The sequence below is a fragment of the Aminomonas paucivorans DSM 12260 genome (assembly GCF_000165795.1).
Taxonomy (GTDB): domain Bacteria; phylum Synergistota; class Synergistia; order Synergistales; family Synergistaceae; genus Aminomonas; species Aminomonas paucivorans.
Genome location: NZ_CM001022.1, coordinates 2,270,727 through 2,294,205, shown reverse-complemented (window position 1 = coordinate 2,294,205; position 23,479 = coordinate 2,270,727). Strand labels below are relative to the sequence as shown.

27 protein-coding genes are annotated in these 23,479 nt (G+C 67.9%); 16 read left to right on the top strand and 11 right to left on the bottom strand.

Annotation, left to right across the window (positions count from 1 at the left end; all coding sequences use genetic code 11):
- Window positions 1-28: 28 nt before the first annotated feature.
- Window positions 29-871 (bottom strand): helix-turn-helix transcriptional regulator, encoded by an 843-nt coding sequence (locus tag APAU_RS10870; protein WP_006301803.1) that lies wholly within the window; start codon window positions 869-871, stop codon window positions 29-31.
- 73 nt (window positions 872-944) lie between these two features.
- Here APAU_RS10870 and APAU_RS10865 point away from each other — a divergent pair, with 73 nt between their 5' ends.
- Genes APAU_RS10865 through sugE form a run of 4 tightly spaced genes read left to right on the top strand, consistent with a single transcriptional unit; the run spans window position 945 to window position 4,008 of the window.
- Window positions 945-1,901, top strand: coding sequence for a sulfite exporter TauE/SafE family protein (locus APAU_RS10865; RefSeq protein ID WP_332248374.1), 957 nt, complete (start codon window positions 945-947; stop codon window positions 1,899-1,901).
- Between the two features lie 44 nt (window positions 1,902-1,945).
- Window positions 1,946-2,929, top strand: coding sequence for an ornithine cyclodeaminase (locus tag APAU_RS10860; protein WP_006301801.1), 984 nt, complete (start codon window positions 1,946-1,948; stop codon window positions 2,927-2,929).
- A 30-nt stretch (window positions 2,930-2,959) separates the two neighbouring features.
- Window positions 2,960-3,694 carry a helix-turn-helix transcriptional regulator gene (locus APAU_RS10855; protein WP_006301800.1) on the top strand — a complete coding sequence of 245 codons (735 nt, stop codon included), beginning with the start codon at window positions 2,960-2,962 and terminating at the stop codon, window positions 3,692-3,694.
- Entirely contained in the window at window positions 3,691-4,008 is a 318-nt protein-coding gene (gene sugE, locus APAU_RS10850; RefSeq protein WP_006301799.1) for a quaternary ammonium compound efflux SMR transporter SugE, read from the top strand. The genes APAU_RS10855 and sugE overlap by 4 nt, the downstream gene beginning before the upstream one ends.
- 7 nt (window positions 4,009-4,015) lie before the next feature.
- Here the strand turns inward: sugE and APAU_RS10845 are convergent, their stop codons facing one another.
- Both APAU_RS10845 and APAU_RS10840 read right to left on the bottom strand, forming a co-directional pair.
- Window positions 4,016-5,347, bottom strand: a complete 1,332-nt coding sequence (locus tag APAU_RS10845; protein ID WP_006301798.1) for an LTA synthase family protein — start codon at window positions 5,345-5,347, stop codon at window positions 4,016-4,018.
- A complete protein-coding gene (locus tag APAU_RS10840; RefSeq protein WP_006301797.1) occupies window positions 5,334-5,639 on the bottom strand; it encodes a nucleotidyltransferase family protein in 306 nt (101 codons plus the stop codon). The genes APAU_RS10845 and APAU_RS10840 overlap by 14 nt, the downstream gene beginning before the upstream one ends.
- A gap of 142 nt (window positions 5,640-5,781) precedes the next feature.
- Here APAU_RS10840 and APAU_RS13580 point away from each other — a divergent pair, with 142 nt between their 5' ends.
- The 3 genes from APAU_RS13580 to APAU_RS10825 all read left to right on the top strand — a co-directional run bounded on the left by APAU_RS13580 (window position 5,782) and on the right by APAU_RS10825 (window position 7,776).
- Complete coding sequence (locus tag APAU_RS13580) at window positions 5,782-6,819, top strand: HNH endonuclease (RefSeq protein ID WP_006301796.1); 1,038 nt, start codon at window positions 5,782-5,784, stop codon at window positions 6,817-6,819.
- Window positions 6,820-6,865: 46 nt separating this feature from the next.
- Window positions 6,866-7,297: a MarR family winged helix-turn-helix transcriptional regulator gene (locus APAU_RS14750; protein ID WP_006301795.1), complete on the top strand. Its 432-nt coding sequence runs from the start codon at window positions 6,866-6,868 to the stop codon at window positions 7,295-7,297.
- A gap of 68 nt (window positions 7,298-7,365) precedes the next feature.
- Entirely contained in the window at window positions 7,366-7,776 is a 411-nt protein-coding gene (locus tag APAU_RS10825) for a pyridoxamine 5'-phosphate oxidase family protein (protein ID WP_006301794.1), read from the top strand.
- A 47-nt stretch (window positions 7,777-7,823) separates the two neighbouring features.
- Here APAU_RS10825 and APAU_RS10820 read toward each other — a convergent pair whose 3' ends face one another.
- Window positions 7,824-8,249, bottom strand: a complete 426-nt coding sequence (locus APAU_RS10820; RefSeq protein ID WP_006301793.1) for an MOSC domain-containing protein — start codon at window positions 8,247-8,249, stop codon at window positions 7,824-7,826.
- 139 nt (window positions 8,250-8,388) lie between these two features.
- Here APAU_RS10820 and APAU_RS10815 point away from each other — a divergent pair, with 139 nt between their 5' ends.
- From APAU_RS10815 to APAU_RS10800, 5 genes are all read left to right on the top strand, one after another.
- Complete coding sequence (locus tag APAU_RS10815) at window positions 8,389-8,934, top strand: Fur family transcriptional regulator (protein WP_006301792.1); 546 nt, start codon at window positions 8,389-8,391, stop codon at window positions 8,932-8,934.
- Between the two features lie 151 nt (window positions 8,935-9,085).
- Window positions 9,086-9,238: a hypothetical protein gene (locus APAU_RS13380; protein ID WP_156789492.1), complete on the top strand. Its 153-nt coding sequence runs from the start codon at window positions 9,086-9,088 to the stop codon at window positions 9,236-9,238.
- The gene (locus APAU_RS10810) at window positions 9,235-9,630 is read left to right on the top strand and encodes a NifB/NifX family molybdenum-iron cluster-binding protein (RefSeq protein ID WP_006301791.1); all 396 of its coding nucleotides are present in this window, start codon (window positions 9,235-9,237) and stop codon (window positions 9,628-9,630) included. Before APAU_RS13380 ends, APAU_RS10810 begins: the two co-directional genes overlap by 4 nt.
- Window positions 9,614-10,492, top strand: a complete 879-nt coding sequence (locus tag APAU_RS10805) for a 4Fe-4S binding protein (protein WP_006301790.1) — start codon at window positions 9,614-9,616, stop codon at window positions 10,490-10,492. Before APAU_RS10810 ends, APAU_RS10805 begins: the two co-directional genes overlap by 17 nt.
- Complete coding sequence (locus APAU_RS10800; protein WP_006301789.1) at window positions 10,489-11,364, top strand: nucleotide-binding protein; 876 nt, start codon at window positions 10,489-10,491, stop codon at window positions 11,362-11,364. Before APAU_RS10805 ends, APAU_RS10800 begins: the two co-directional genes overlap by 4 nt.
- Before the next feature lie 80 nt (window positions 11,365-11,444).
- On the opposite strand, the gene APAU_RS10795 is transcribed toward APAU_RS10800, so the two are convergent.
- Together APAU_RS10795 and APAU_RS10790 are read right to left on the bottom strand one after the other, a co-directional pair.
- On the bottom strand, window positions 11,445-12,188 hold the full coding sequence (locus tag APAU_RS10795; RefSeq protein WP_006301788.1) for a P-loop NTPase: 744 nt from the start codon (window positions 12,186-12,188) through the stop codon (window positions 11,445-11,447).
- A 63-nt stretch (window positions 12,189-12,251) separates the two neighbouring features.
- The gene (locus APAU_RS10790; RefSeq protein WP_006301787.1) at window positions 12,252-12,569 is read right to left on the bottom strand and encodes a NifB/NifX family molybdenum-iron cluster-binding protein; all 318 of its coding nucleotides are present in this window, start codon (window positions 12,567-12,569) and stop codon (window positions 12,252-12,254) included.
- A gap of 226 nt (window positions 12,570-12,795) precedes the next feature.
- Here APAU_RS10790 and APAU_RS14745 point away from each other — a divergent pair, with 226 nt between their 5' ends.
- The 4 genes from APAU_RS14745 to APAU_RS10770 all read left to right on the top strand — a co-directional run bounded on the left by APAU_RS14745 (window position 12,796) and on the right by APAU_RS10770 (window position 17,462).
- Complete coding sequence (locus tag APAU_RS14745) at window positions 12,796-14,679, top strand: LTA synthase family protein (protein WP_006301786.1); 1,884 nt, start codon at window positions 12,796-12,798, stop codon at window positions 14,677-14,679.
- 138 nt (window positions 14,680-14,817) lie between these two features.
- Window positions 14,818-16,140, top strand: coding sequence for a glycosyltransferase family 2 protein (locus APAU_RS10780; RefSeq protein ID WP_006301785.1), 1,323 nt, complete (start codon window positions 14,818-14,820; stop codon window positions 16,138-16,140).
- Between the two features lie 167 nt (window positions 16,141-16,307).
- A complete protein-coding gene (locus APAU_RS10775; RefSeq protein ID WP_050792505.1) occupies window positions 16,308-16,937 on the top strand; it encodes a hypothetical protein in 630 nt (209 codons plus the stop codon).
- Window positions 16,938-16,955: 18 nt separating this feature from the next.
- Window positions 16,956-17,462 (top strand): GNAT family N-acetyltransferase, encoded by a 507-nt coding sequence (locus APAU_RS10770; protein ID WP_006301783.1) that lies wholly within the window; start codon window positions 16,956-16,958, stop codon window positions 17,460-17,462.
- Between the two features lie 20 nt (window positions 17,463-17,482).
- On the opposite strand, the gene APAU_RS10765 is transcribed toward APAU_RS10770, so the two are convergent.
- The 5 genes from APAU_RS10765 to APAU_RS10745 form a co-directional block, all read right to left on the bottom strand.
- Window positions 17,483-18,826 (bottom strand): L-serine ammonia-lyase, iron-sulfur-dependent, subunit alpha, encoded by a 1,344-nt coding sequence (locus tag APAU_RS10765; RefSeq protein WP_006301782.1) that lies wholly within the window; start codon window positions 18,824-18,826, stop codon window positions 17,483-17,485.
- The gene (locus APAU_RS10760; RefSeq protein ID WP_006301781.1) at window positions 18,823-19,206 is read right to left on the bottom strand and encodes a Rid family detoxifying hydrolase; all 384 of its coding nucleotides are present in this window, start codon (window positions 19,204-19,206) and stop codon (window positions 18,823-18,825) included. The genes APAU_RS10765 and APAU_RS10760 overlap by 4 nt, the downstream gene beginning before the upstream one ends.
- A gap of 88 nt (window positions 19,207-19,294) precedes the next feature.
- The gene (locus tag APAU_RS10755; protein WP_006301780.1) at window positions 19,295-20,635 is read right to left on the bottom strand and encodes an amino acid permease; all 1,341 of its coding nucleotides are present in this window, start codon (window positions 20,633-20,635) and stop codon (window positions 19,295-19,297) included.
- Window positions 20,636-20,793: 158 nt separating this feature from the next.
- Window positions 20,794-22,389 carry an amidohydrolase gene (locus tag APAU_RS10750; RefSeq protein WP_006301779.1) on the bottom strand — a complete coding sequence of 532 codons (1,596 nt, stop codon included), beginning with the start codon at window positions 22,387-22,389 and terminating at the stop codon, window positions 20,794-20,796.
- 77 nt (window positions 22,390-22,466) lie between these two features.
- Window positions 22,467-23,354, bottom strand: a complete 888-nt coding sequence (locus APAU_RS10745) for a MurR/RpiR family transcriptional regulator (protein WP_006301778.1) — start codon at window positions 23,352-23,354, stop codon at window positions 22,467-22,469.
- Window positions 23,355-23,479: the final 125 nt, after the last annotated feature.

Sequence of the window (23,479 nt, the reverse complement as noted above, 5' to 3'; positions counted from 1 at the left end):
ATCCCTTCCTGCGGATGTTTCCTGAGGATCAGGATGCCCCCTTCGGCCCCTCGGGGATAGGAAAAACTTGCTCCCCCCGGGCGTAGTCCCGAGGACGGACCCCGCACCGCTCCCGGAAGGCGGCGGCGAAGTGGCTCTGGTCGAAGAACCCCATCTCCTGGGCCACCCGTTGGACCCCCATTCCCTGGCGGAGCAGATCCTTGGCGGCGTTGATGCGCAACGCCGTCTGGAAGGCGTGGGGAGGCATCCCCGCGTGGCGCCGGAAGGCCCGCACCAGGTGGAACCGGCTCAGCCCCGCCCGGTCCGCCAGCTCCTCCAGAGAGACCCCCTCCCGAAACCGTTCCCGAAGCAGGGCCTCCACCGGAAGCATCCGGGGGTCCCGGAGAGGGGGTTCCAAGGGGATGCCTTCCCCCAGCAGGGCCGCGGCCCTCTCCAGCAGTTCGTAGAACCGGTGCTCCCGATCCGTCGGGGAAAGGCGGAGGGAGGCCAGTTCCCGGAAGAGCCGCCCCAGGGGCTTTCTCTCCTCCGGGGGAAGAAGCACCGCTCCGGGTCCCCCGAAGGGAAGGGGTTCCTCCGGGCCCTGAAGGAAGAGCATGTCGTAGCGCCACGACGAGGGGTCCTGGGGGTCGCAGGAATGGGGAGTGCCCGGCGGGAAGTGCACCAGCATCCCCGGACCCAGGAGGTGTTCCGTCGTCCCCAGGACGGTGCGGCTGGTTCCCTCCCGGATGAAGGCCAGGGCCCGCTCGGGGTGAAAGTGCCGGTGTCGGGCGTGGGGATCGAAGCGGCAGACCTGCACCTCGAAACGGAGGGTTCCCTCCTCCCGGAGGTAGACCACCCGGCGGCTTGCGGCCCCCTTCTTCTCGGAATCCATGGGATCGCCCCCTCTCGGTCAGGGTACCACAGCGGAGCGGTCATCTTTTTGTGAACTTGACAAGTGATTGCCGATGGGGTACAAAGCGTCCAGAAAACATGCGTTCGGAATCACAAGACGATTCGCATCCTGCGGCGAGGCCGCAAACGAGGAGTGGTGTCTCATGGTGCAGGCGGTTCTGGTCCTCATCGTGCTGGTCAACGGGTTGTTCGCGTGGCGGTTTTTTCAGGACTTTCGGGCCCATCGGCAGGAGGCCCTGGCGGAGCCGGGCAGCGGGGCGTTTCTGGGCGCCTGGGGGGCGGTGGTGTTCTTCCTCTCCACCTTCGGCATCTCCGACTTCGCCCTGTCCACGGTGTTCTACCGGATGCGCAAGCTGGTGGAGGACGCCAAGCTCCCCGGGACCCTGAACACCCAGTGTGCCATCCCCGTGGCGGTGATGGCCCTGGCGTACATCTCCGCCATCCAGGTGGAGCCCGTCACCCTGGTGTCCTGCATCGCCGCCCAGATGGCGGGGGCCTACCTGGGTCCCCGGTTCGTGGTGAAGCTGCCCGTGCGGACCCTGCGGGTCTGCATGGGGGTGGGGTTGATCCTGGCGGCGTTCTTCGTGGTGGCGGGCAAGTTCGGCTGGGTCCCCTCCGGCGGGGAGGCCACGGGGCTTTCCGGGGGCAAGCTGGTCCTGGCCCTGGGTCTGCTCTTCGCCTACGGGGCCCTCAACAACGTGGGCATCGGCTCCTACGCCCCCACCATGGCCACCATCTACGCCCTGGGCATGAGCCCCGCGGTGGCCTTTCCCATCATGATGGGGGCCTGCACCTTCTCCGTGCCCCTGGGGGCCATGGAATTCGTGCGTCTGGGAGCCTACGGCCGGAAGATCACCTTCTTCGTGGGGCTTTTCGGGATCGTCGGGGTCCTGGCGGCGGTGTTCGTGGTGAAGAGCCTCAACCTGGCCATGCTTCAGTGGGTGGTGGCGGCGGTGGTGCTCTATTCCGCCCTGACCCTGCTGCACAGCGCCTTCGCGGAAAGGGCTTGAGACAGCTTCGACGTTTGGATCATCCAAAAAGGGGAGGTCGGGACATGCTGGTGCTTTCGGGAGAGGAGATCCGGTCGGTCTTCACCATGAGGGACGCCATCGAGGCGGACAAGGAGGCCTTCGTCCTCCATTCCCAGGGGAGGACCCAGGTCTCCCTGCGGACGGGGGTGGAGGCTCCTGGGGGAACCTGTCTGTTCATGCCCGCCTTCGCCGGGGGCATCGACCGGCCGGGCATCAAGATCGTCTCCGTGTTCCCGGGCAACGCGGCCCGGGGCAAACCGGTGGTGCCCGCCCTGGTGGTCCTCCTGGACGGGGCCACCGGGGAGGCGGAGGCCCTGCTGGACGGGACGACGCTGACCCAGATGCGCACCGCCGCCATCGCCGGGGCGGCCACGGAGCTGTTGGCCCTTCCCGACGCCTCCGTGGGGGCCCTCTTCGGCACGGGGGGACAGGCGGAGGCCCAGCTGGAGGCCCTGCTCACCGTCCGCCCCCTGGTGGAGGTGCGGGTCTACGACATCGATCCGGGGCGGGTGAAGGCCTTTCTGGAGCGGGTCTCCCCCCTGGCGGAGCGGCATGGCGCCCGGCTGGCGGCCGCTGCCTCCCCGGAGGCGGCGCTGGAGGGGGCCCAGGTGGTCACCGCCGTCACCACCTCCCCCCGTCCCGTGTTCCCGGGGAACCGGGTGGAGCCGGGGGCCCACGTCAACGGGGTGGGTTCCTACACCCCCCAGATGCAGGAGTTGGACGAGGTCCTGCTGGCCCGGGCGGATCGGGTGTTCGTGGACAACCGGGAGGCGGTGCTGGCGGAGGCGGGGGACCTGATCGTCCCCATGCGCCAGGGCTGCTTCGGGGAGGAGCGCCTCGCCGGGGAGCTGGGGCAGCTGATCCTGGGGCAGGTGCCTGGGCGAGGCGACCGGGAGGAGATCACGGTGATGAAGACCGTGGGGTTTGCCGCCCTGGACGTGGTGGCGGGGCACCGCATCCTGGAGAAGGCCCGCGCGGCGGGGGTGGGACGCCCCGTCTCCCTCTAAGCCTCGGACAAGAGGTATCATGAAGAAGGGATGGAGCGGAGCGGGGATCCCCGCTCCGCCCGTTTCCTTCGAGAGGAGGCGTTGGTCCTGCCCAAGCGATCCTGTCATCCCCTGCTCAAGCCCCTCGTCCCGGTGGTGCACACCCTGGGAGCCGCCCTGGGGCCGGAGTGGGAGGTGGTGCTCCACGACGTGTCCGGGGGAGACCACGTCATCGTGGCCCTGGAGAACGGCGCCCTCACGGGGCGCACCGAGGACGCCCCCCTCACGGACTTCGGGGCTTATCTGCTCCACGCGGAGGAGTTCCGGGAGGTGGACCACCTGGCCAACTACGCCTCCACCGCCCCGGACGGACGGTCCCTGCGCTCCAGCGTGGCCCTCATCCGGGACGAACACCGGCACATCGTGGGGTTTCTGTGCCTCAACCACGACACCACCCGGGCCCGGATGGTGCGGGAGTGGGCCGACGCCCAGACCCGCACGGAGCCCCTTCCGGTGGGGTGCGACCAGGCGGAGCGCTTCGCCGCCCGCAAAGAGGACCTGCTGGAGGGGATGCTGGAGGAGGTGCGTCCCCTCTTCGGCAAGCCCCTGCGCTACCTGGACCGGGGGGAGAGGATGACCCTCCTTGCCCGGCTGGAGGAGCGGGGGTTCTTTGCCTTTCGGGGGGCGGTGGAGCTTCTTTCCCGGGAGACCGGGAAGAGCCGCTTCACCCTCTACGGCTGTCTGCGGGAGCTGCGCCGAAACGGCGTCCCGGAGGCCACGTCGTGAGCTGGCTGGTGCTCTTCCTGGCGGGGATCTGCGAGTGCGGCTGGGCGGTGGGGCTCAAGTACACCCAGGGGTTCACCCGCCTGGTCCCCAGCGTCGTCACCCTGACGGTCATGACCGCCAGCGTGGTGCTTCTGGGCTGGGCGGTGCGCCGCCTTCCCCTGGGCACCGCCTACGCCGTGTGGACCGGCATCGGCGCCGTGGGGACCGCCCTCTTGGGCATCCTGCTCTTCGGGGAGTCCGCGTCCCCCGGAAGGCTGCTTTCCCTGGGCCTGGTGCTGGCGGGTCTGGTGGGCCTCAAGCTGACCACCCACTGAACCTCCCTCAAGGGCCGGTGGAGGGGATCCCCCGCTCCAGCAGGGCGTCGCTGGCCGCCTGGCGGCGCATCGCCTCCCGCCAGGCGCTGCGCACCGCCACGGACAGCACCGCTCCTCCCGTGTGCCGATCCCGCACCCGCTGGCCCTCGAAGGCGCTCCAGTAGTCCCGGTCGATCAGCTCGGGACGCCGGAACACCACCAGCCCGTCGGGGTGGTTCAGCAGGTCCTGCCCCAGGGCCCAGGGGAGGGGAACCCCCAACAGGGACGCCAGGGTGGGGGCGATGTCCACCTGTCCCACCGGCGCGTCCATGCGGCCCTGAAGGGTCGGGACCCCCTCTCTTCCCGGCGCCAGAAGGATCAGGGGCACCGTCAGGGTCTGGCGCCACCAGAAGGCGTCCTCCCTTTCCCCCGTCGGTCCTCCGCCCCCGGTGAGGGCGTAGAACCGGGCCAGATCCCCCCTCTGTTCCAGGGTGATCCCCCGATGGTCCCCGTAGAGCACCACCAGGGTGTTGCCCCCCAGCTCCGAGGCCTCCAGGTGCCGCACGAAATCCCCGATGCAGCGGTCCGCGTAGTGGACGCTCCGCAGGTAGTCCCCGAAGGGGTTTCCCGCGAAGGGGCCCGGATGGAAGTCCGTGGCGTCCCCCACCTGGAAGGGGTGGTGGCTGGAGAGGGTCATGAGGTGGGCGAAGAAGGGACGACGCAGCTCCTTGAGGCGGGGCAGGGTCTGTTCGAAGAAGCTCCGGTCCGAAAGGCCCAGGCCGATGCGCTCGTCCATGCCGAACTCCCGGGCGTGGACGTACAGATCCATCCCCAGGCGGGGGTAGATGCGGTGGCGGTTCCACACCTCCGGCTCGTTGCCGTGGAAGACCGCGGTGCGGTAGCCCGCCGCCTTCAGCGCCCGGGGCAGGGAGGGCAGGTCGCACCCGGCGCACCGCCGAAACGCCGCCCCCTCCTGAAGGGGCAGCAGGGAACACAGAGCCAGCAGCTCCGCGTCGGAGGTGTTGCCCCCCGCTGTCTGGCCGAAGCAGCAGGTCCACTCCAGGCCCCGCTCCGCCAGCCGGTTCAGCTCCGGGGTGATCTCCCTTCCCTCCAGCCTCCTGTGCAGGGGGAAGGTCTGGAGGGACTCGATCTGGATCGAGACCACATTGCACCCCCCGTAGGCCCCCCGAAGGGGGGAGGGGGCCTCCGCGGCGGCCCGCCATCGCGCCTCGAAGAACCCCCGCAGCTCCGCCTCGTCCAGGGGAGCCGCCCATGCGGGAGAGATCAGAATCAGGGCCAAGGACACCCAAGCGACCCCAAAGGGAAGCCTGCGGCTCCCGAGGTGGTCATCCTTCCGCATACTGCTCCTTCGCCTCCTCCAAAACCTGCTGGCGGAAATAGGGGCTCAGGTCCTCCGGGGTACGCAGGTCTACCCGACGTCCTCCCCAGAAGGCGGAGAGCTCCCGCTCCAGTCGGGCCATTCCCAGGAGGCCGGGGATGTGCTCCGGCCGGAATTCCACCAGGAGGTCGATGTCGCTGGATTCGCGAAAACCGGGGCCCAGCGCCGAGCCGAACAGTGCCAGCCGGCGGATGTGGTGGCGGCGGCAGAAGGCAGCCAGCTCTTCGGGGACTGGAGAGGTCTGCAACGACATGGGTCTCCCTCCTTGGGGCGCGGGTTTCTCGATTCGCCCCGCCTGGTCCCAGCGGGTCCCCATCAGTATAGGCCCCTTGCGAGGCGGCAGGGAGATGGGTATTCTTCATTGGAGTTCATTTTTATTTCAGGAGGGAGTTGCCATGGGGCGATCTTCTGTCCTCGCTTGTCCATCCACGGAAGAGGTCCGTTTCGAAACGCAGGATGCGGGGATTTTTCGCATCCCCGACGTGAAGACCCGGCTGGAAGCTCTGCAGAGCTATTTCTTCCCCCGCCTGGAGCGCGTGGTGATGCTCCTCCTGGGGCGGACTCGGGAGGTTTACGGGATCGACCCCTTTGGGGACACGGTGCTTCGCCGTCGTCCCTCCCACCGCAAGGACGCCCGGGAGGTGAAGGACTATGCGGAGGTCTTCGTGGGAGTTTGTGGAAGGAAGAACGAGGAGGGGCTGGCGGTTGTCCACCCCGACGGGACTCCGTTCCGTTATCCCCCCTGCGAACTGTTACTGGTGGTGGAGCCCGCCGGGGCCCTGCGAGTGTCCTTCCGCCCCTTCGTCTACCACGTGGATGGGGTTTACCGAAGGCGGGTGATCCGGGAGATGCGCCTCGCCTGGCAGGGACTTGCCCCGGCCCTGGTCCAGGCACGGATAGCGCCGAACTATTATGATGCCAAGTTGCTGGAGAGCCTTGGGGAGCCCTGGGTCACCTGGGACTCTCCGCCTCTTCCCTTTCCCTTCGGTTCCCATGGATGGATGCGTGAACTGGTGCTTCCCTTCGTGGCCCTGTACCCTTTGCTGGATTGCGGCCTCCGTCTGGCGAGGGGCGAACCTTCGCGGCTGGGGATCCTGGTGCGTCGTCTGAAAGCAAGCGTGGCACAGTGGGCAGAAGAAGGCGTCCCTCCCCTGACCCAGCCCCCGGAGGCATCGGAGGAGGAGCCAGATCTCCCGGAGATGGAATCCTATCGGTTCCTTCGGCCCCGAAAGTGGTGGCAGGTCCTCTCCCGGGATCGGTACACCTGCCGCCTCTGCGGGCGTTCTGCGGAAAGGCACGGGGTGGTGCTCCACGTGGACCACATCGTGCCCCGATCCAAGGGGGGGACCGACGAAATGGACAACCTGCGGACCCTCTGCATGAAGTGCAACCTGGGCCGATCCAACCTGGAGGAGGTCCAGTCGGAAGGATGAGGTGGGGGACCTTGCAAGAAGTTCGACGTCGTACTATATTCCCCCCATGAGCCCTTCGAAGGTCGTCGCCCAGATCAGCCGCATCCATGAAGGCGCCCACCGCCTGATCCTCCGGGAGCTGGAGGTTCGAGGGGTGGAGGGGGTGGTCCCCTCCCACGGGGACATCCTGCACCACCTGTTCGTGGAGGACCGGCTCCCCATGACGGAGCTGGCGGGGCGCATCGGCCGCACCAAGGCCACCGTCACCACCCTGGTGGACAAGCTGGAATCCCGGGGGTTCGTGGCCCGGGAGCGGGACGGGGGGGACGGCAGGGTCTGTCGGGTGCGCCTCACGGAGCGGGGGCAGGCCCTGCGTCCCGCCTTCGAGGAGGTGTCCGAGGCGCTGAACCGCCGTCTCCTGGACGGCTTCAGGGAGGAGGAGGTCCGGGCACTGGAGGGGATGCTGGACCGTCTCCGGGCGAACCTGAGGGAGGAGTAGCTCTTTTTTTGCGCTGTTGGTTCGATGTCGAACTAAATCGGGTCCCGAGAGGCAAAGGAGGAAACGAGATGGAAGGCGTGCGAGAGGTGTTCGAGTTTTTGGGGAAGAATCGGTTCGGGTTTCTGGCCACCCAGGAGCCGGAGGGGGCCCGGGTCCGGCCCTTCATGTTCCAGTTCGAGGACGGCGGGTGTCCCCTGTTCTGCACCGCAAACTTCAAAGACGTGTTCCGGCAGCTTCAGGAGGATCCCCGGTGCGAGGTGGCGTTCTGCTCCCCCGACTGGTCGGTGACCCTGCGGGTCCGGGGGCGGGCGGTCTTCTTCCCCGGGGAGGAACAGAAAACCCGGATCCTGGAGGAGAACCCGTCCCTGAAGGAGATGTACGGTTCCCCGGACAACTCGATCTTCGAAGTCTTCCGCCTGGAGGATTGGGAGGCTCGGTTCTGGGACTTCTCCGGCACCACCCGGGTGGTGCGGCCTTAGAGGAGGCTTCGGGTCCGGCGGAGACTCTGCCGCCGGACCCGGAGGGCCTACCTCTTCAGGGTCACCTCGTCGCCGGGGCGCAGGACTCCCCCCCGCTCCACCTCCAAGAAGAACCCCACCGTGGGCAGCAGGCACCAGCCCCGGTAGTCGTAGCTGTGGGGCTCTTCGGGGCGTTTGCCCTTCTCCGCCACCCGAAGCAGCGCTCCCCCGATCTCCAGCAGGTCCCCCACCGCCAGATCCGGCAGTCCCTCCACCACCAGGTTCTCCGCCAGGGAGCCCGGGGGGAAGGGGAAGCCTGCCAGGACCTCCACCTGCTCCACGTCCTCCCTCCGCAGGAGGCTCAAGGGACGTCCGGGGATGCCGAAGTGGGAATCCCCCTCCAACCCCTTGCCCTCCACGCAGGTCCCTTCGGGCAGCTCCACCTTTGGCTCCTGCCGCACCTTGCTCGCACACACCGCCACCAGACGGGCCATGGGGATCGACCTCCCAAGGATGATGGTTTCGTTCCCCCTATTGAGTGTCCTGGAACGAGGGCCGTCAAGGGGCAAGGGTTGGGTAGGGTAAAATGGCCTTGACGTTTTCCTGGTTCTTGGGTTTTCCGGGAGGTGCGGCATGGGTGAGGAAAGGGACGAGGCCGGGAAGGCCTCTGTGACCGAGGAGACGGAGCGATACCTGGAGGCGCTGCGGGGGGTGGGGTGTCGGATCACCGCCCAGCGGCGGCGCATCGTGGAGGTTCTGCTGGAGGCGGGGGACGGGGTCGGTGCCCAGGACCTGTTCCTCCGGGTCCGGGCTCTGGACCCGTCCGTGGGGTTGGCCACGGTGTACAGGACCTTGGACCTTCTCGGGGATCTGGAGCTGGTGCATCGTCGGGAGGGGGAAGAGGGAAGGCAGCGCTTCGCCCCCACAGAGGACCGTCCCCGGCTGGAGCTGGTGTGCCGCTGCTGCGGCCGGACCCAGGAGGCCCCGGCGGAGCTGGTGGATTCTCTACGATCCTGGGCTCGGGAGCAGGATTTCTCCCTTCTGGGGCAGCGGATTTCCCTGCGGGGAGTGTGCGATCGCTGCCGGGGGGAGGGGCAGGAACTGCCCCGGTGCGCTCTTTGCGGGGGCTGCCGATGCGGCCGACGGAAGGGGCGCTGGGGGACGGGGCCAGCGGCTTGACGGGGGGACCCTTCGGCGCTACGCTCTTATTGAGAACTAAACTCAATAAGGGGGGATCATCATGGGATTCGGACGGGGTTTTGGCGGTCGTTTCGCCGGGAATTGCGGTCCAGGAACCGGGCCCGGAGGCGCCAGGGGTTTTCGCGGAGGCATGGGGTCGGGCCGAGGTCTGGGGCCTTGCGGCTGGGGCTTGGCCGCCGGTTCGCAGCAGGCCTGGGTGGACCAGAGGCTTGCGTACCTCCAGCAGGAGGTGGCGAGGCTTGAGGCCCTGAAGGCGGCGCCTCAGCAGGAGGGAAACCAGTGAGCGCCCTGGTGCGCGTCGCCTTCCCCGTGGAGGGGAACCAGCTCTCCGGGCACTTCGGCCATGCCCCGGAGTTTCTTCTGGTGGACGTGCAGGAGGGCAAGGAAGTCTCCCGGCAGACCCACCCCAGCCCGGAGCACCAGCCCGGCCTGATCCCCCAGTGGCTTCGGGGCTTCGAGGTGGATCTGGTGGTGGCGGGGGGCATCGGGGCCCGGGCGGCCCAGCTCTTCGAGGAGGCGGGGATCGACCTGATCTCCGGGGTTTCGGGCCCCGTGGAGGACGTGCTTCTGTCGTATCTCCGGGGACAGCTTCGCTCCACCGGAGCGCTCTGTTCCTCCCACGGACACGATCACGGGGAGGAACACGGTTCCTGCGGGAATGGCTGTTCCCACTGATCCTGCGGGGGGACGTCCCTTCTCCCTCGTCGTGGTCAGCGGCAAAGGGGGTACCGGCAAGACCTGTGTGGCCGCTTCGATGCTGTGTCTGCACCCCGAGGCCCTGGGGGTGGACGCGGACGTGGAGGCCCCCAATCTGTGTCTGATGCTGGGGGCGGAGTATCGGGAATGTGATCTGGTCCGGGTCCTCCGTCCCGTGGTGGACCCGGATCGGTGCGATCGTTGCGGCAGGTGCGCCCAGGCCTGCCGGTTCGGGGCGCTTCTCTGCCTGGGGGCCGGGCCCGTGCGGGTGCTGGAGGACCTGTGCCACGGCTGCGGCCTTTGCGCCCGGGTCTGCCCCCGGGGGGCGATCCGGGAGGAGCCCGTCCCCGTGGGGGAGCGACGGCTTGCCGCAGCGGGACGGCTTTCCTGTCTGGAGGGGCGGCTGTTCCTGGGGGAACCCAACCCCATCCCGGTCCTGGAGGCCACCTTGGCGGCGGCGGAGTCTTTCGGTCGTCCCCTGGTGGTGGACGGTCCGCCGGGAAACGCCTGCCCCCTGGTGGCCACCCTGCGCCACGGGGACTTTGCGGTGCTGGTGACGGAGCCCACCCCCTTTGGGGTTTCTGATCTGGAGTCCACCCTGGAGGTGGTGCAGGACCTGGGGATTCCCGCAGGGATCCTGGTGAACCGCGCCGGCATGGGGTCGGAGGATCTGACGCCCACGAGCGAGCGGTATCAGGTCCCCATCCTGGGATACTTGCCCTATTCGGATCAGGTGGCTCAAGGGTACGCCAGGGGACAGCTTCCCCTGGACGCGGACCCGAGGTGGGAACCCGTTTTGGCCCATATCTGGCAGGTGGCCCGGAAAGAGGTGGCCCCGTGAGGCCCTTTCGCTGCGTGGTTTTGAGCGGCAAGGGGGGGACGGGGAAGACCTGCGTGACCTCCGTGCTGGCGGCTCATTTCGCCAAACGGGGGGTCTTCTGCGATGCCGACGTGGATGCCCCCAACCTTCGCATCCTCCTGGATCCCCAGAGCACGGAAGAATGGCCCTTCGTGGGCAAGTCCGTGGCGGTGCTGGACGAGAAGCGCTGTACCCGCTGCGGTGCCTGCCGGGATCTGTGCCGGTTCGACGCCCTCCCGTGGGAGGAGGGGCCCCGGGTCGACGCGACTCGGTGCGAGGGGTGCGCCCTGTGTCACCATGTTTGTCCCCAGGAGGCTTTTTCCCTGGTGCCCACGGAGCAGGGGAAGCTCCTCCGTTCGGTCTGCGCCGCCGGGACCTTGTGGCATGCTCGTCTGAAGCCCGGCGGGGAGAACTCCGGGAAGCTGGTGCAGCAGGTTCTGGAGCGAGGGGCGGAGGAGGCCCAGCGGGAGGGTTTGGGGTTGGTCCTGGTGGACGGTCCGCCTGGAGTGGCCTGTCCCGTGGTGTCGTCCCTGGCGGGGGCGAACCTGGTCCTTCTGGTGGCGGAGCCCACCCCCACGGCCCGGGAGGATCTTCGCCGGGTCGGGGACGTCTGCGCCCGCTTCCAGGTTCCCGTGGGGTTGGTGGTGAACAAGGCGAACCTCTCCCCCGAGGGGACGGAGGCCCTTCGCGCCCTGGCGCGGGAGAGGGGCTGGCCCCTTTGGGGGGAGGTCCCCTTCGATCCGGGGATCCCCAAGGGGCTTTCCCACCGCCGGATTCCCTCGGACCACGTGTTCCCGCACCTTCGAGGAGCCGTGGAATTTCTGGAGCGCCAGGTCGCTTCCCGAGCCGAGTAGAGGACGAGGGCCGGGAAACGGACAAGGGGGAGGGACCGACCCGGTCCCTCCCCCTTGCGCATTCCTCCGGTGGCGGATCGCTACATCACCGGGAAGATGGCCCGAAGCCCTTCCTCCAGAGGGGTCAGGACCTGGTCGTTGCGGTACTCCTCCAGCTTCCCCCGGTCTCCCAGAGCTGCCAGGTCCGGGTCCAGGGGGAGACGGATGCCCACGTCCATGCCCCACCGGTCCTGGATGGACTGGAGGTTCCCCGGCCCGAAGGGCTCGAAGGTCTTGCCGCAGCAGGGACAGAGGGCGTAGGACTGGTTCTCCACCACCCCCGCCAGGGGCGTGTCCAGCTCTCGGGCCAGGTGGAGGGATTTCTCCATCACTTCCCCCGCCAGGCCCTGGGGGGTGGTGACCGCAAGGAATCCGTCCAACCGGGCGGTCTGGAACACCGTGAGGGGGGCGTCGGAGGTCCCGGGGGGAAGGTCCACCAGAAGCAGGTCCAGGTTTCCCCAGACGGTCTCGCCCCAGAACTGGCGGATGGCCTGGGCAATGAGGGGGCCTCGCCAGATGACGGGACGGCTGGGGTCCTCCAGCAGGAGGTTCATGGACAGGACGGAGATTTTCAGCGTGGAGGTGACGGGGGGGAGGATCCCCTCCCCGTACCCCGTGGGACGTTCCGTGACCCCCAGGAGCTTGGGGATGGAGGGGCCCGTGAGGTCCGCGTCGAAGATCCCCACCTTCAGGCCCCGCCGGGCCAGGGCCACCGCGGAGAGGGCCGTGACGGTGCTCTTGCCCACGCCTCCCTTGCCGCTGCCCACCGCCAGGACCCGGGCCACGCCCTCGGGGTTGTGCCGCTCCGGCAGGGAGGCGGGCCCCCCCCTGGGCGGCGGCGCAGCCGCTCATCCTCGGGTCTCCAGGGAGGCCGCCAGCTCTTTCAGCGTGGGGCCGCCGGTGAGGGGCAGGGCCTCGATCCCCGCGGCGTCCAGGGCCGTCTGGGCCTTGGGGCCGAACTGGGGGGCCACGACCCTCCGGACTCCCTTTTGGGCGAGCTGCATCACCACGCGCCCCCCCACTCCGGAACTTCCCTGGGCCTCCTGATTGGGGATCGCCTCCACCAGGTTCCCGCCCTCCACCAGAACGAAATAGGGTGCCCTTCCGAAACGCTCCGCCGGGACCGCGTCCAGGGTCGGCCCTTCCGCGGCCAGTGCCGTCAACATGGGATCCACTCCTTTTGAGATCGTTTCTCAATAATTTGTAGTCCCCCCGGTCCGCCCCGTCAAGAGAGAGGTGGCCGCCTCGTGGAGCGTCCGGGAATGGGAAGCGATCCGAAGGACGGGTGAAAGGGTTTGGTCACCTTCCCGTTACCTGCTCGCAAGGAGGGTGTATAATCCCCCCGTTGCGCGAACCCCTGCGGAGCCATGTTTCTCTATGGAGGAAAAAATCATGCGTCTGCGTTCCCCCCGCCTTCCCGGGTTCGGGGAGGTCGTTCTGGCGGCCTTCGTGTACCTGGCCCTGGTCCTCAAGTTCTTCTCGGTGAACGATGAGGTGGTGCCGGGATCCCACCTTCAGCTCGCCTCTTTGGCCACCACCCTGGGAGCCGCTCTTCCCTTCGTCCTGCTCCCCCTTCTGCTTCCCCGCAGGCTGCGGGGGGTGGGACTGTTGGGGGTGGACCTGCTCCTCACCGCCCTGGTCCTCACGGACCTGCTTTCCTTCCGCTATTACACGGACCTGTTCACCCTGCGCAACCTGGGTCTCTCCAGTCAGGTGGGAGAGGTGGCCGACTCGGTGCTGGCCCTCCTGCGTCCCGAGGACGCCCTGCTCCTTCTGGACCTGCCCCTGGTGGCGGGGGCCGCGGCGATGCTGGCCCTGGGGCGATCGGCTCTTCCGGTTACCCGTCGTCGGGTGGGGGTGGTCCTGGGGGGCTCCCTCCTGGCCCTGCTGCCCTTCGCGGGACAGATGGGCCTGTTCCGCCTGGACATGCCCGCGGTGGTGGAGGCCATGTGGGACCGTCCCGCCATGGCCACGGGCATGGGGGTTCTGGGGTACCACCTGGCGGACCTGGGCATGGTGGCCAAGGATCTCGTCACCTCCGAGGCCGTGGCGGCCCAGGAGGAGGAGGCGGTGGTCCAATGGGTGAGCCGACGGGACCGGGACCTGCCCCCGGAGGACCGCCCCCAGGGATGGGGCATCGGCGCCCGGAAGAACCTGGTGATGATCCAGGTGGAGGCGCTGCAGCAGTTCGTCCTGGGGCGGACCGTGGGGGGGCAGGAGATCACCCCGAACCTGAACCGCTTCGTCCGGGAGTGCCTGTACTTCCCCAACGCCTACAACCAGACCGCCCTGGGCAACAGCGCCGACGCGGAGTTCATGACCAACACCTCCCTCTACCCCTCCGCCCGGGGCGTGGCCTACACGCGATTTGCCGGGAACCGGTACGTCTCCCTGGGGACGGTGCTGCGCTCCCAGGGGTACGGGACCCTGGCCCTCCACGGGGACCGGCCGGGCTTCTGGAACCGCAACCGCATGTACCCCGCCCTGGGGTTCGACCGGTACGTGAGCAAGAACGACTTCAAGATGGACGAGGTCATCGGTCTGGGCCTTTCGGACCGCAGCTTCCTGGATCAGAGCCTCCGGATCCTCCGCAAAGAGAAGCAGCCCTTTTACGCCTTCCTGGTGACCCTCACCAGCCACTACCCCTACAACTTCCCGGAGCTGGGGAACCGTGGGGACCTGCCCCTGGGGGACCTTCAGGGCACCCTGGTGGGGGACTACCTCCGGTTCATCCACTACACGGACCGACAGCTGGGGCGATTCCTGGAGGGGATGCGGGCCTGCGGCCTGCTGGAGCGGAGCGTGGTGGTGCTCTACGGGGACCACACCGCCATCCCCAGCGCCAACAAGGGAGAGCTGGGGACCTTCCTGAAGGGGGACATGATGGACCCCCTGGCCTGGAAGGCCCAGCAGAAGATCCCCCTGATGATCTGGGTGCCCGGAGGCGCGATCCGGGGGGAGAAGGAGATCGCCACGGGGCACATGGACATCGCCCCCACGGTGGCCTCCCTGCTGGGGGTGCGCCTTCCCGTGGCCTTCGGCCAGGACCTCCTTTCGGCGGGCAGCGGGCGGGCTGTCTTCCGCAACGGGTCGTTCCTCCAGGGGAACGTGTGGGTGCAGCCCGAAGAGGGGCGGGCGGTAAGCCTCAAGACGGGGCAGGAGCTGCCCTTCGAGGCCTACGCCCCCATCCTGGAGGAGGTGCGCACCTCCCTGCGCTTCAGCGACCTGATCCTGGAACAGGACCTGCTGCCCCGCATCTGCCGGGTCCTGCCCTGAACGAAGCACCTGTGTCCCGCCCCTCCCTGCGTTGTCGGGGGGGGCGGATTGTGTTTTTGGGGTCCTGCGCCTATGATGGGCCCACCCGGGAGCCGCAGCGCGACGCCCGAAGACTTCGTATGCGGAGGCATCGCTAGCATGAGCGGATCGGAAGAGCTGTTCTACTGGATCGTCTGGTGGAGCTGGTGGATTCTTCAATGTTGCCTGTACACCCTGTTCGGCGTCCTCATCCTGGACGGGATCTACCAGTTCGTGGTGGGGTTCCGGGGATGGTGGTCCGCCAAGCCCCTGCCTGCGGCCACCCGGTATCGGCGCTTCGCCGTGCTGGTGCCGGCGCACAACGAGGCTCGGGTCATCGCCTCCCTTCTGGAGAGCCTGCGTCTCCAGGACTACCCGAAGAACTGCTACACCGTCTTCGTCTCCTGCGACAACTGCACCGACGACACCGCCGACGTGGCCCGAGCCCACGGGGCACAGGCGCTGATCCGCACGGACACCTCCAAGGGCGGCAAGACCTGGAACGTCCGCTGGGCCCTCACCCAGCTCCCCATGGACGCGGTGGACGCCCTGGTGATGTTCGACGCGGACAACCTGGCGGAGCGGAACTTCCTCTCCCGCATGAACGACTACATGGAGCAGCACCCGGAGGCGGAGGCGGTGCAGGGGGTCCTGGACGTGAAGAACCCCGACGACAACTGGCTCACCCGGGCCTACGCCCTGGCCTACTGGTACACCAACCGGTTCTGGCAGCTGGCCCGGGGCAACTGGGGCCTCTCCTGCACCCTCGGGGGCACGGGGCTGGTGATCCGGTCTTCCACCCTGCGGCGCATCGGCTGGAACCTGGAGAGCCTCACGGAGGACCTGGAGATGTCCACCCGTCTGATCCTCTCGGGAAGCCGGGTGCACTGGAACGACCACGCGGTGGTGTACGACGAGAAGCCCCTGGACTACCGGGTCTCGGTGCGGCAGCGCACCCGCTGGATGCAGGGGCACTACTGGGTCTGCTGGCGCTACGGCATGGAGGCCCTGAAGAGCTTCTTCCGCACGAGGCGCATCCAGTACCTGGACCTGTTCCTGTACCTGCTGGCCCCCGCCAAGGCCTGCATCTCCCTGGTGGCCATGTTCGCGGGGATGATCTACACCATCGTGAACAACGCCATCCTGTTCCCCACCCTGGAGAACAAGACCCCCCAGACCATGTTCGAGTGGGTGGCCTTCGTGGGGATGCCCCTGTTCCTCATCTTCGCCCACTGTGCCTTCGTGGTGGTGGTGGGGCCTTCCATGCACCGTCGGAAGCTCTCCTTCCGCTACGCCAAGGATGCCTTCGGCTACTTCTGGTTCGGCCTCACCTGGATCCCCATCCTCTTCCGGGCGGCCTTCCTGGCGAGCAGCCAGGCGGTGTGGGTGAAGACGGAGCACACCCGGGACATCTCCCTGGAGCAGGTGGGGCATCGGGACTGAGCCTTTTCACCCCCCCGATCCCTGGGCCCCCGGACCGAAAGGTCGGGGGCCTTTTTCATGGTGGCCCTTCCGTTTGCGGAGGCGTATCCTTTCGTCGCAAGGGGGGGAGAGGCATGGCACTTCCTGACGGATGGCAATGCGGGGGGGACGCCTGTCCCGGCCCGGGGATGTCCCTGATTTCGAAGGAGCCGGGGACGATCCGGGTCGTCCTGATCTCCGAGACGCCCCCGGCGGATCCGGGGGACCGATACGACGCCCCCGGGAACCCGCTGCACCTCCGCACCACCCTGGAGGCGTTCCGGGACGCGGGACTGGACGTAGGTTCCCTGGAGGACCTTCGGGACGTGGGGATCGGCTGTATCTACGCGGTGCGCTGTCCCAAACCCAAGCCTGCCGTTCCCCGGGAGGTAGCGGAGGCCTGTTCGCGTTTCCTGGAGGAGGAACTGGAGAGACTATCGGAGGTGAAAGCCTATCTCCTCATGGGGGACGTGGCCATTCGAGGGTTCAACGCCCTGGCGATCCGGACTCAGGGAACCCCGGCAGTGCCCCGGGGCTCCACGTACAGGGTTCGCCAAGGAGCGTTCTTCTATCGAGTGGCCCGGGTTTTTCCCTCCTACCTCCAGGCGGGGCCCTGTTTCTACGTGGAAAAGAGCAAACGGGCCATGATCGCCCAGGATCTGCGGGAGGCGATGCTCCTCTCGGGGATTCCTCTCGGGGCGGGGGAACAGGGCGCCAGCACGGGCCTTCCTGCCCCGAGACCGGGTGCCGTGGGGCGTCCCCCACGGGGGGTGTCCTGAAACGGGGAGGTTACGGACATGCAGGTTCTGGTGACGGAGCGGCTCGTGTTGCGGCATCTGGAGGAGGGGGACGGGGCATTTCTGGTGGACCTGCTGAACCAGCCCTCGTTCCTGCGGTACATCGGGGACAAGAAGGTCCGAACCGAGGCGGACGCGGCCCGGTACGTCCGGGAAGGGCCCCAGGCCAGCTACGATCGCCACGGCTTCGGTCTGTACCTGGTGGAGGAGAGGGAGACGCAGGTCCCCCTGGGGATCTGCGGGCTGGTGCGACGGGAGGGGCTGGACCACCCGGACCTGGGCTACGCCTTCCTGCCCGGGGCGGAGGGGAAGGGCTATGCCCTGGAGGCGGGCCGGGGCGTCCTGGACCATGCCCGAGCGCTGGGCCTTTCCCGGCTGCTGGCGGTGGTCACCCCGGACAACGAACGGTCCCGCAGGCTTCTGGAAAAGCTGGGGTTCCTTCGGGAGGGAACGGTGTCCCTGGTTCCGGGGGAACCCCAGCTGGAACTGTACCGACGGGACGACTGATGTCGGCCTACGGGACCCCGTCAGGGGCAGGGGGAGGTTTCCCGGCGGAGGAGGATCTCCAGCAAGGAACGGTCCAGGTCCTTCATCCCCTTTTCCGTGACTTCCCGCAGGTTCCTCAGGGTTTCGCGGAAGTCCTTTCCCACCAGCCCGTTTCCCGGGGGGAGGGCGGCCCCTTCCAGGGCCAGGAGGGCGCTTTCCAGGGCGACTCCCGCGGAGGTGGAGATCTTCAGGGCGCATCCGTACTTCGCGCCGTCGCAGAGCATCCCCGCCAGATCGGCGAACAGGAGCAGTACGGCCCTTTCCGCCTGTTTCGCGGTGCCCCGGCGCAGGAGGACAAGCCCCGCCGCCGCGCCGCATCCCGCAGCGACGGCGCATCCGCAGTGGGGGGTGAGGATGCCCGTCTGGGCCTTGATGCTCCCCACCACCAGAAGCCCCAAGGCCAAGGCCCGGGCCAGGTCGTCCGGCGATGAGCCCCATGCCTCCGCCGCAAGCCCCAGGGTGAGGAACAGAGTGATCCCGTGGTTACCGCTGCCGAAGCAGCCGAAGATGGGGACTTGCTCGCCCCCCATGCGGGCATCCGCGGCCCCCGCCGTCAACCTTCGGATGCGCCCCCGGAGGTCGTCGTCTTCCAAGAAGCCCTTCGCCGCAAGGGATTCCAGCCGTTTTCCCAGACCCAGTCCGGATCCCCTTCGCAGCCCCACCTCGGCGGCTCTCCGGTTCAGGGAGACGCCCTCCAGAAGGAAGCGGGTAGCCTCCGGGGGGAGCGCCTCCGCCAACTCCTTCAGGTCCTCCATGGAGGCGTCCTCCAGAAGAGCCAGGGGGCACCTCCGGGGGGCCCCTTCCTCCTCCCCCTCGGCTCGACAGAACAGCAGCTCTCCGTTCCGGCGAACCTCCTCCAGACGGTCGTGTCCTCCCTTCAGGACGGCTTCCCCCTCCCCCCGATCCGTGAGGACCGTGGCGTGGACGAAGATGCCCTCCGCCCAGGGGTCAAGCTCCAGAGTCACGGAGGACCGGGCGAGAAAGGCCTCCGCCTGAAGGACCTGCTCCGGGGTCACGTCCTCCAGGAGGGCCAGTCCCTTCTTCGGGTCTCCCTTCAGGGCGCCCAGTGCGGCCGCAAGGGGGAGGCCTCGGCTGGAGGTGCCGGGGATGCCCACCTCCAGAGCGTCCTTGTAGACGTTCTTGTCCAACCGTACCCGGATGGACAGGGGGTTTCCCTGCCCCGCCCGGGCGGCGTGGGCCGCAGCCAGGGCGATGGCGATCGGATCGGTGCACCCCACGGTGAGGAAAGCATGCTCCCGAAGAAGCCCGAGGGCTTCGGCGGGGGAGATCCCTCCAAAGCGGTGCGGTATCGGCTGGTCCGTCATGCCCGGTAGGCGACCACGTCGATTTCCACCTTGGCTCCCAGGGCCAGCCGGGAGACCTCCACGAAGCAGCGGGCCGGAGGGGGTCCGTCGAAGCGCGTGGCGTAGGCCGCGTTGATGTCCCCGAAGTCTCGGATGTCCACGGCGTAGATCACCGCCTTGACCACGTGGCGGAAATCCATGCCCCCCTGGCGGAGGACCGCCTCGACGTTGTCCAGGATCTGCTCGGTCTCCGCGGCGGGGTTGCCGTCTCCCACGAGGGCGTTGGTGGTCGGATCCAAGGCGATCTGTCCGGAAAGGTAGAGCGTGTCGCCGGCCCAGCAGGCCTGGCTGTAGGGGCCCACGGCCTTGGGGGCTCCGTCGGTCTGGATGGTGCGTCTCATGGCTGTTCCTCCTTGTCGTCTTGTGGTCTTCCCCCCTCTCCGTCCCGCCGCTCCAAGGGGATGCGCCGAAGCGGCGGGACGGAGGGATTCATGCTGCGGGGGTGAGGGTTTTCGTGCGCTTGCGGTCCCAGTAGTAGAAGGCGGGGAGTCCCGTGACCACCACCAACGCTGCCGCCACCAAGCCCTGGACGGGAGCCCAGAGGAAGGTCCCGTAGGCCATCCAGCCGCAGCCGAGAACGGACACGGCGGTCATGAGCCGCCACGCGGGGGTGCGGAAGGCGGGACGATAGTCGGCTTTGCGTCGGCAGAAGATGATGGAGCCGAAGATGAGCATGTTCATCAGCAGGTATACCAGGGTGAGGTACCCCAACAGGGTGACCAGATCGGAGAGAAAAACCAAGAGGATGCCGTACCCCACCTGGATGAGGATGGATCGGTCGGGGGTCTCGTATCGCGGGTGCACGTGCTCGAAGATCTTGAAGAACATGCCGTCCTTGGCCATGGCGTACTGCATCCGGGGCTGGTACATGATGCAGGAGCTCAGGGAACCCAGGATGACGATCACGGCGGCGCAGGAGACGAACTTGGGGCCCATCCCGGAAAAGGCGGGCATGTAGTTCAGAGCGTCCGCGATGGGGGCCTCGGAGGCCAGGACCTTGTCGAAGGGCATGACACCCATGACGGCCAGGGAGACCAGGGAATAGAGGGCCATCACCACCAACGCCGCTCCCACCAGCGCTCGGGGCATGGTCTTTCCGGGGTCTCGGACCTCTCCGGTCATGTAGCAGATGGAGGTCATCCCGACGTAGGCCCAGCTGGTGGCGGAGATCCCTCCGAAGAGCCGATCGGACAGGGACGAGGAGGCCACGGCGGCGGGGACGTGGAAGAGGTTGTTCAGATTCAGGTAATACAGTCCCAACCCCACCACCACCGCGAAGGGAAGGATCTTGGCCCCGGTGAGCAGAACCTGGAGAGACCCGCCCCCCTGCACGCTGCGGTAATGGATGGCCGTAAAGACCAACACCAGCCCCACGGCCACGAATTTCCCCGTCAGACCGCCGAGTCCGGGGATGAAGAACCCCAGATACGACACCGCCGCCAGGGACAGGATGGAGATGGAGGGCGGATCCAGCGCCAGGAAGGTGGCCCAGCCGTAGAGAAACGCCAGGGGGCGGGAGCCCGCCTCGGAGAGGTACACGTAGCCGCTTCCGTTCTCCGGATAGGCCGTGGCCAGCTCCCCCAGGACCAGCATCTGCGGGATGATGATGATCCCTCCCAGGAGCCAGGAGAGCACCGCCATGGTGGGGCTGCCGGCCGCTCGGGCCACCTCCCCGGCCGACACGAAGACCCCGGAGCCTACCGTGGTTCCCACTCCGATGGCTAGGGCGGCCCAGAAACCCAGTTTTCGGGACAGGTTGTTCTCGGTCAAGGCTTGCTCACTCCCATTCTGTTTTGTCTGTCCTGTCTATCCGGCTCCGTCCCGAGGGACAAAGCCACCCAGCACCCTCCTCCCGGCCGGAAAAAGAGGGTGTTCCAGGTCCTTGGGGAAGGGTGCTTCCTCCGGAGAAACGCGGAGGGATCGGAGGGCTAGAGGATGCGATGCCCCCCCACGAAAAGGGCGGAGGCCCGGGCACCCCGGATCTCCTCGGGGGACGAGGAGAAGAGGTCCCGATCGCAGACCGCCACGTCGGCGGCCCACCCGGGGATCAGCCGCCCCCGCCTTTCCCCCGCCGCCTCTGCGGGGCCATGGGTGAAGAGCCCCAAGGCTTCGTCCAGGGTCAGCTTCTGCTGGGGCTGGAAGCCCCCCTCGGGGAGTCCCGGGAGGGTCGTCCTCGTCAGGGCGGCCCAGAGGCCCCGGAAGGGGGAGAAGGGCTCCACGGGGGAGTCGCTGGAACCGGTGACCACGAAGCCCCGGCGGACGAAGTCCGCCCAGCGGTAGCTCCAGGGCAGACGGTCCCGACCCACCCGGTCCTCCAGCATGGGGAGATCGCTGGGGACGAAGGCGGGCTGGATGTCCAGCACCGGGTCCAGCTCCGCAAGGCGTTCCATCTGGTCGTCCCGGCAGAACATGGCGTGGTTCACCCGGTGACGGAAGCCCAGGGGATGGGGCCCCGCCCGGCGAAGGTCCTCAAGCAGCCGGATCATCTGATCCAGCGCCGCGTCCCCGATGGTGTGGACCTGAAGCTGGATGCCCCGGGCGTGAAGCTCCCGGGCCTGCTTGAAGAGGGGGGCATCCTCCCAGCACAGCTGCCCGCAGGTGGCGGGGTCGTCGGCGTAGGGAGCGGAAAGGGCCGCGGTGCGTCCTCCCAGGGAGCCGTCCAGGAAGAACTTGAACCCCCCGTAGCGGAGCCAGGGGTCTCCGAAGCCGCTGGCCATGCCCAGGGAAGGTTCCTGGTCCGAGTAGAGCAGCACCCGCAGGGGCAGGTGTCCCCGGGACCGGAGCTTCTGGTAGGCCAGGAGGTTCTCCGAGACACCCACGTCCTCGGCGCCGCAGGTGTGGATCTCCGTCACCCCGCAGGAGGCCCAGGCCAGGAGCTGTTCCTCCAGCGCCTGTTCCTCCGCTCCGCTTTCCCGGACCCATCGGTTGTAGGCGTGCACCAGGGGGCCCGCATCGTTCTCCTTCAGGACCCCCGTCGCTTCGGGACCGTGGGGAAGCCCCGCCTGTCGCAGGGCTTCCCCGTTGCCCACCCGGACGTGGACGCAGCTTCGGGTCAGCAGCACCGGCTGGGAGATCCCCAGGGGGTCGAGATCCTGTCTGGTGGGGACGCGGCTCTCCGGCCACGAGGCCTCATTGAAGCCCGTGCCGTGGATCCAGTGGTCCCGAGGGGCGGATTCGGCGGCCCGTCGGATTCGCCCCAGGGCTTCCTCCAGGGAGGCGCAGTCCGACAGGTCCAGGGTGTTCCGGTTCTGGGCGGTGTAGAGGGCGTGGGCGTGAGCGTCCGTGAGGCCCGGCAGGACCGTCTGTCCCTGCAGTTCCACGACCTCTGCCCCCGCCGCGGAGGGATGGGAGCGGACTTCTTCGTCGGAGCCCACGGCGGCGATGCGCCCTTCCCGCAGGAGAAGGGCCTCGGCGAACCGAGGGGGGCGACCGGCCTCGGCGATCCAGCAGCGGCCTCCTCGAATCAGGACGGGGTGGGGCGGTTCGTCGAAACCGGGGACGGAGCAGCGGTTCTGGTTCGTCATGGAGGGTTCCTCCTTCTGGGGTCTTCGGGGCCGCTTCGCGGCAGCCCCGCCGGGGAAGACGGGATGCGGGGGCCTGGCTACAGGAGGCCGAGGATGTCCATATCCTCCCGCAGGAACAGCCGGTTTTCCTTCCAGAAATGTTCGAAGAGCTTCACCTGTTTTCGGGAATGCTCCGGGTCCTTCAGAAACACCCCGATGAGCAGGGCGTGCATCAGCGCCATGGGGGCCGCCAGGGGATCGACGAAGCTGATGAAACGCATGGGAACCACCAGGAGGGTCGAAGCCAGGGTCGCCAGGGGGGCCAGCTTGGAGTCGGTGACCACCACGATGGGGACCCCTTTGCCGTGCAGGTGTTCCGCCAGGACGCTTGTCTGTGCGGCGTATCGCGGGAAGCTGAAGGCCAGGACCACCGAGTCGGGACCCACGTCCTGAAGGGATGTGTAGGACCCTACGCTCAGGTCCGTGACCAGGCGGACGTCGGGGCGCAGGACCCCCAGGAAGAAGGCGGCGTAACTGGCGACGCTGGCGCTCGGCGGAGTGCCCAGCACCACGACGCTGCGGGCCCGGGCGAGAAGGTCCACCGCCGTCTCGAAATCCCGGGGACAGAGGGCCTCCTCCGTGGCGGCCAACAGGGAGGCCTCCAGGGCGAACACCTTGCGGTACAGGGGGACCGCTTCGTTCTCCTGCCCCAGGGGGTACTGGTCCAGCTGGGCCACCTGGTCCTGGAAGGCCCGCTGCAGTTCCTTCTGGAGCTGCGGGTATCCCTCGAATCCCAGGAGGACGGCGAAGCGGATCACCGTGGAATCGCTGACCCCCGCCTCCGCCGCCAGGGCGGTGGAGGTCAGGAAGGCGGCCTTCAGGGGATTCGCCAGGATGTGGCTGGCCAGGCGGTGCTGCTTGGGGCTCAGGGTCCCCGCCAGGTTCGTGATCCGCTCCACCAGAGGGAGATCGTCGGGGATCGGCATAAGAAGAATCTCCTTCGTCTTTGATTTTTTTGAAGAATACTATTCGCCTTTGGTCCTGTCAAGGATGTCCGGAGCCGGGTAGCGCAAGGTCTTCTGCTCCTTTCTACTGTATCCCTGTCGGTGCT

Bases quoted from the DNA above. Each gene is read 5' to 3' on its own strand.
- APAU_RS14745 (WP_006301786.1), top strand. From the start codon at position 12,796: ATGCGTCTGCGTTCCCCCCGCCTTCCCGGGTTCGGGGAGGTCGTTCTG.
- APAU_RS10750 (WP_006301779.1), bottom strand. From the start codon at position 22,389: ATGACGAACCAGAACCGCTGCTCCGTCCCCGGTTTCGACGAACCGCCC.
- APAU_RS10860 (WP_006301801.1), top strand. From the start codon at position 1,946: ATGCTGGTGCTTTCGGGAGAGGAGATCCGGTCGGTCTTCACCATGAGG.
- APAU_RS10815 (WP_006301792.1), top strand. From the start codon at position 8,389: ATGGGTGAGGAAAGGGACGAGGCCGGGAAGGCCTCTGTGACCGAGGAG.
- APAU_RS10775 (WP_050792505.1), top strand. From the start codon at position 16,308: ATGTCCCTGATTTCGAAGGAGCCGGGGACGATCCGGGTCGTCCTGATC.
- APAU_RS10765 (WP_006301782.1), bottom strand. From the start codon at position 18,826: ATGACGGACCAGCCGATACCGCACCGCTTTGGAGGGATCTCCCCCGCC.
- APAU_RS14750 (WP_006301795.1), top strand. From the start codon at position 6,866: ATGAGCCCTTCGAAGGTCGTCGCCCAGATCAGCCGCATCCATGAAGGC.
- APAU_RS10865 (WP_332248374.1), top strand. From the start codon at position 945: ATGGGGTACAAAGCGTCCAGAAAACATGCGTTCGGAATCACAAGACGA.
- APAU_RS13380 (WP_156789492.1), top strand. From the start codon at position 9,086: ATGGGGTCGGGCCGAGGTCTGGGGCCTTGCGGCTGGGGCTTGGCCGCC.
- APAU_RS10745 (WP_006301778.1), bottom strand. From the start codon at position 23,354: ATGCCGATCCCCGACGATCTCCCTCTGGTGGAGCGGATCACGAACCTG.
- APAU_RS10780 (WP_006301785.1), top strand. From the start codon at position 14,818: ATGAGCGGATCGGAAGAGCTGTTCTACTGGATCGTCTGGTGGAGCTGG.
- APAU_RS10855 (WP_006301800.1), top strand. From the start codon at position 2,960: ATGGAGCGGAGCGGGGATCCCCGCTCCGCCCGTTTCCTTCGAGAGGAG.
- APAU_RS10770 (WP_006301783.1), top strand. From the start codon at position 16,956: ATGCAGGTTCTGGTGACGGAGCGGCTCGTGTTGCGGCATCTGGAGGAG.
- APAU_RS10870 (WP_006301803.1), bottom strand. From the start codon at position 871: ATGGATTCCGAGAAGAAGGGGGCCGCAAGCCGCCGGGTGGTCTACCTC.
- APAU_RS10820 (WP_006301793.1), bottom strand. From the start codon at position 8,249: ATGGCCCGTCTGGTGGCGGTGTGTGCGAGCAAGGTGCGGCAGGAGCCA.
- APAU_RS10845 (WP_006301798.1), bottom strand. From the start codon at position 5,347: ATGCGGAAGGATGACCACCTCGGGAGCCGCAGGCTTCCCTTTGGGGTC.
- APAU_RS13580 (WP_006301796.1), top strand. From the start codon at position 5,782: ATGGGGCGATCTTCTGTCCTCGCTTGTCCATCCACGGAAGAGGTCCGT.
- APAU_RS10760 (WP_006301781.1), bottom strand. From the start codon at position 19,206: ATGAGACGCACCATCCAGACCGACGGAGCCCCCAAGGCCGTGGGCCCC.
- APAU_RS10840 (WP_006301797.1), bottom strand. From the start codon at position 5,639: ATGTCGTTGCAGACCTCTCCAGTCCCCGAAGAGCTGGCTGCCTTCTGC.
- APAU_RS10790 (WP_006301787.1), bottom strand. From the start codon at position 12,569: ATGTTGACGGCACTGGCCGCGGAAGGGCCGACCCTGGACGCGGTCCCG.
- APAU_RS10825 (WP_006301794.1), top strand. From the start codon at position 7,366: ATGGAAGGCGTGCGAGAGGTGTTCGAGTTTTTGGGGAAGAATCGGTTC.
- APAU_RS10805 (WP_006301790.1), top strand. From the start codon at position 9,614: ATGGCTGTTCCCACTGATCCTGCGGGGGGACGTCCCTTCTCCCTCGTC.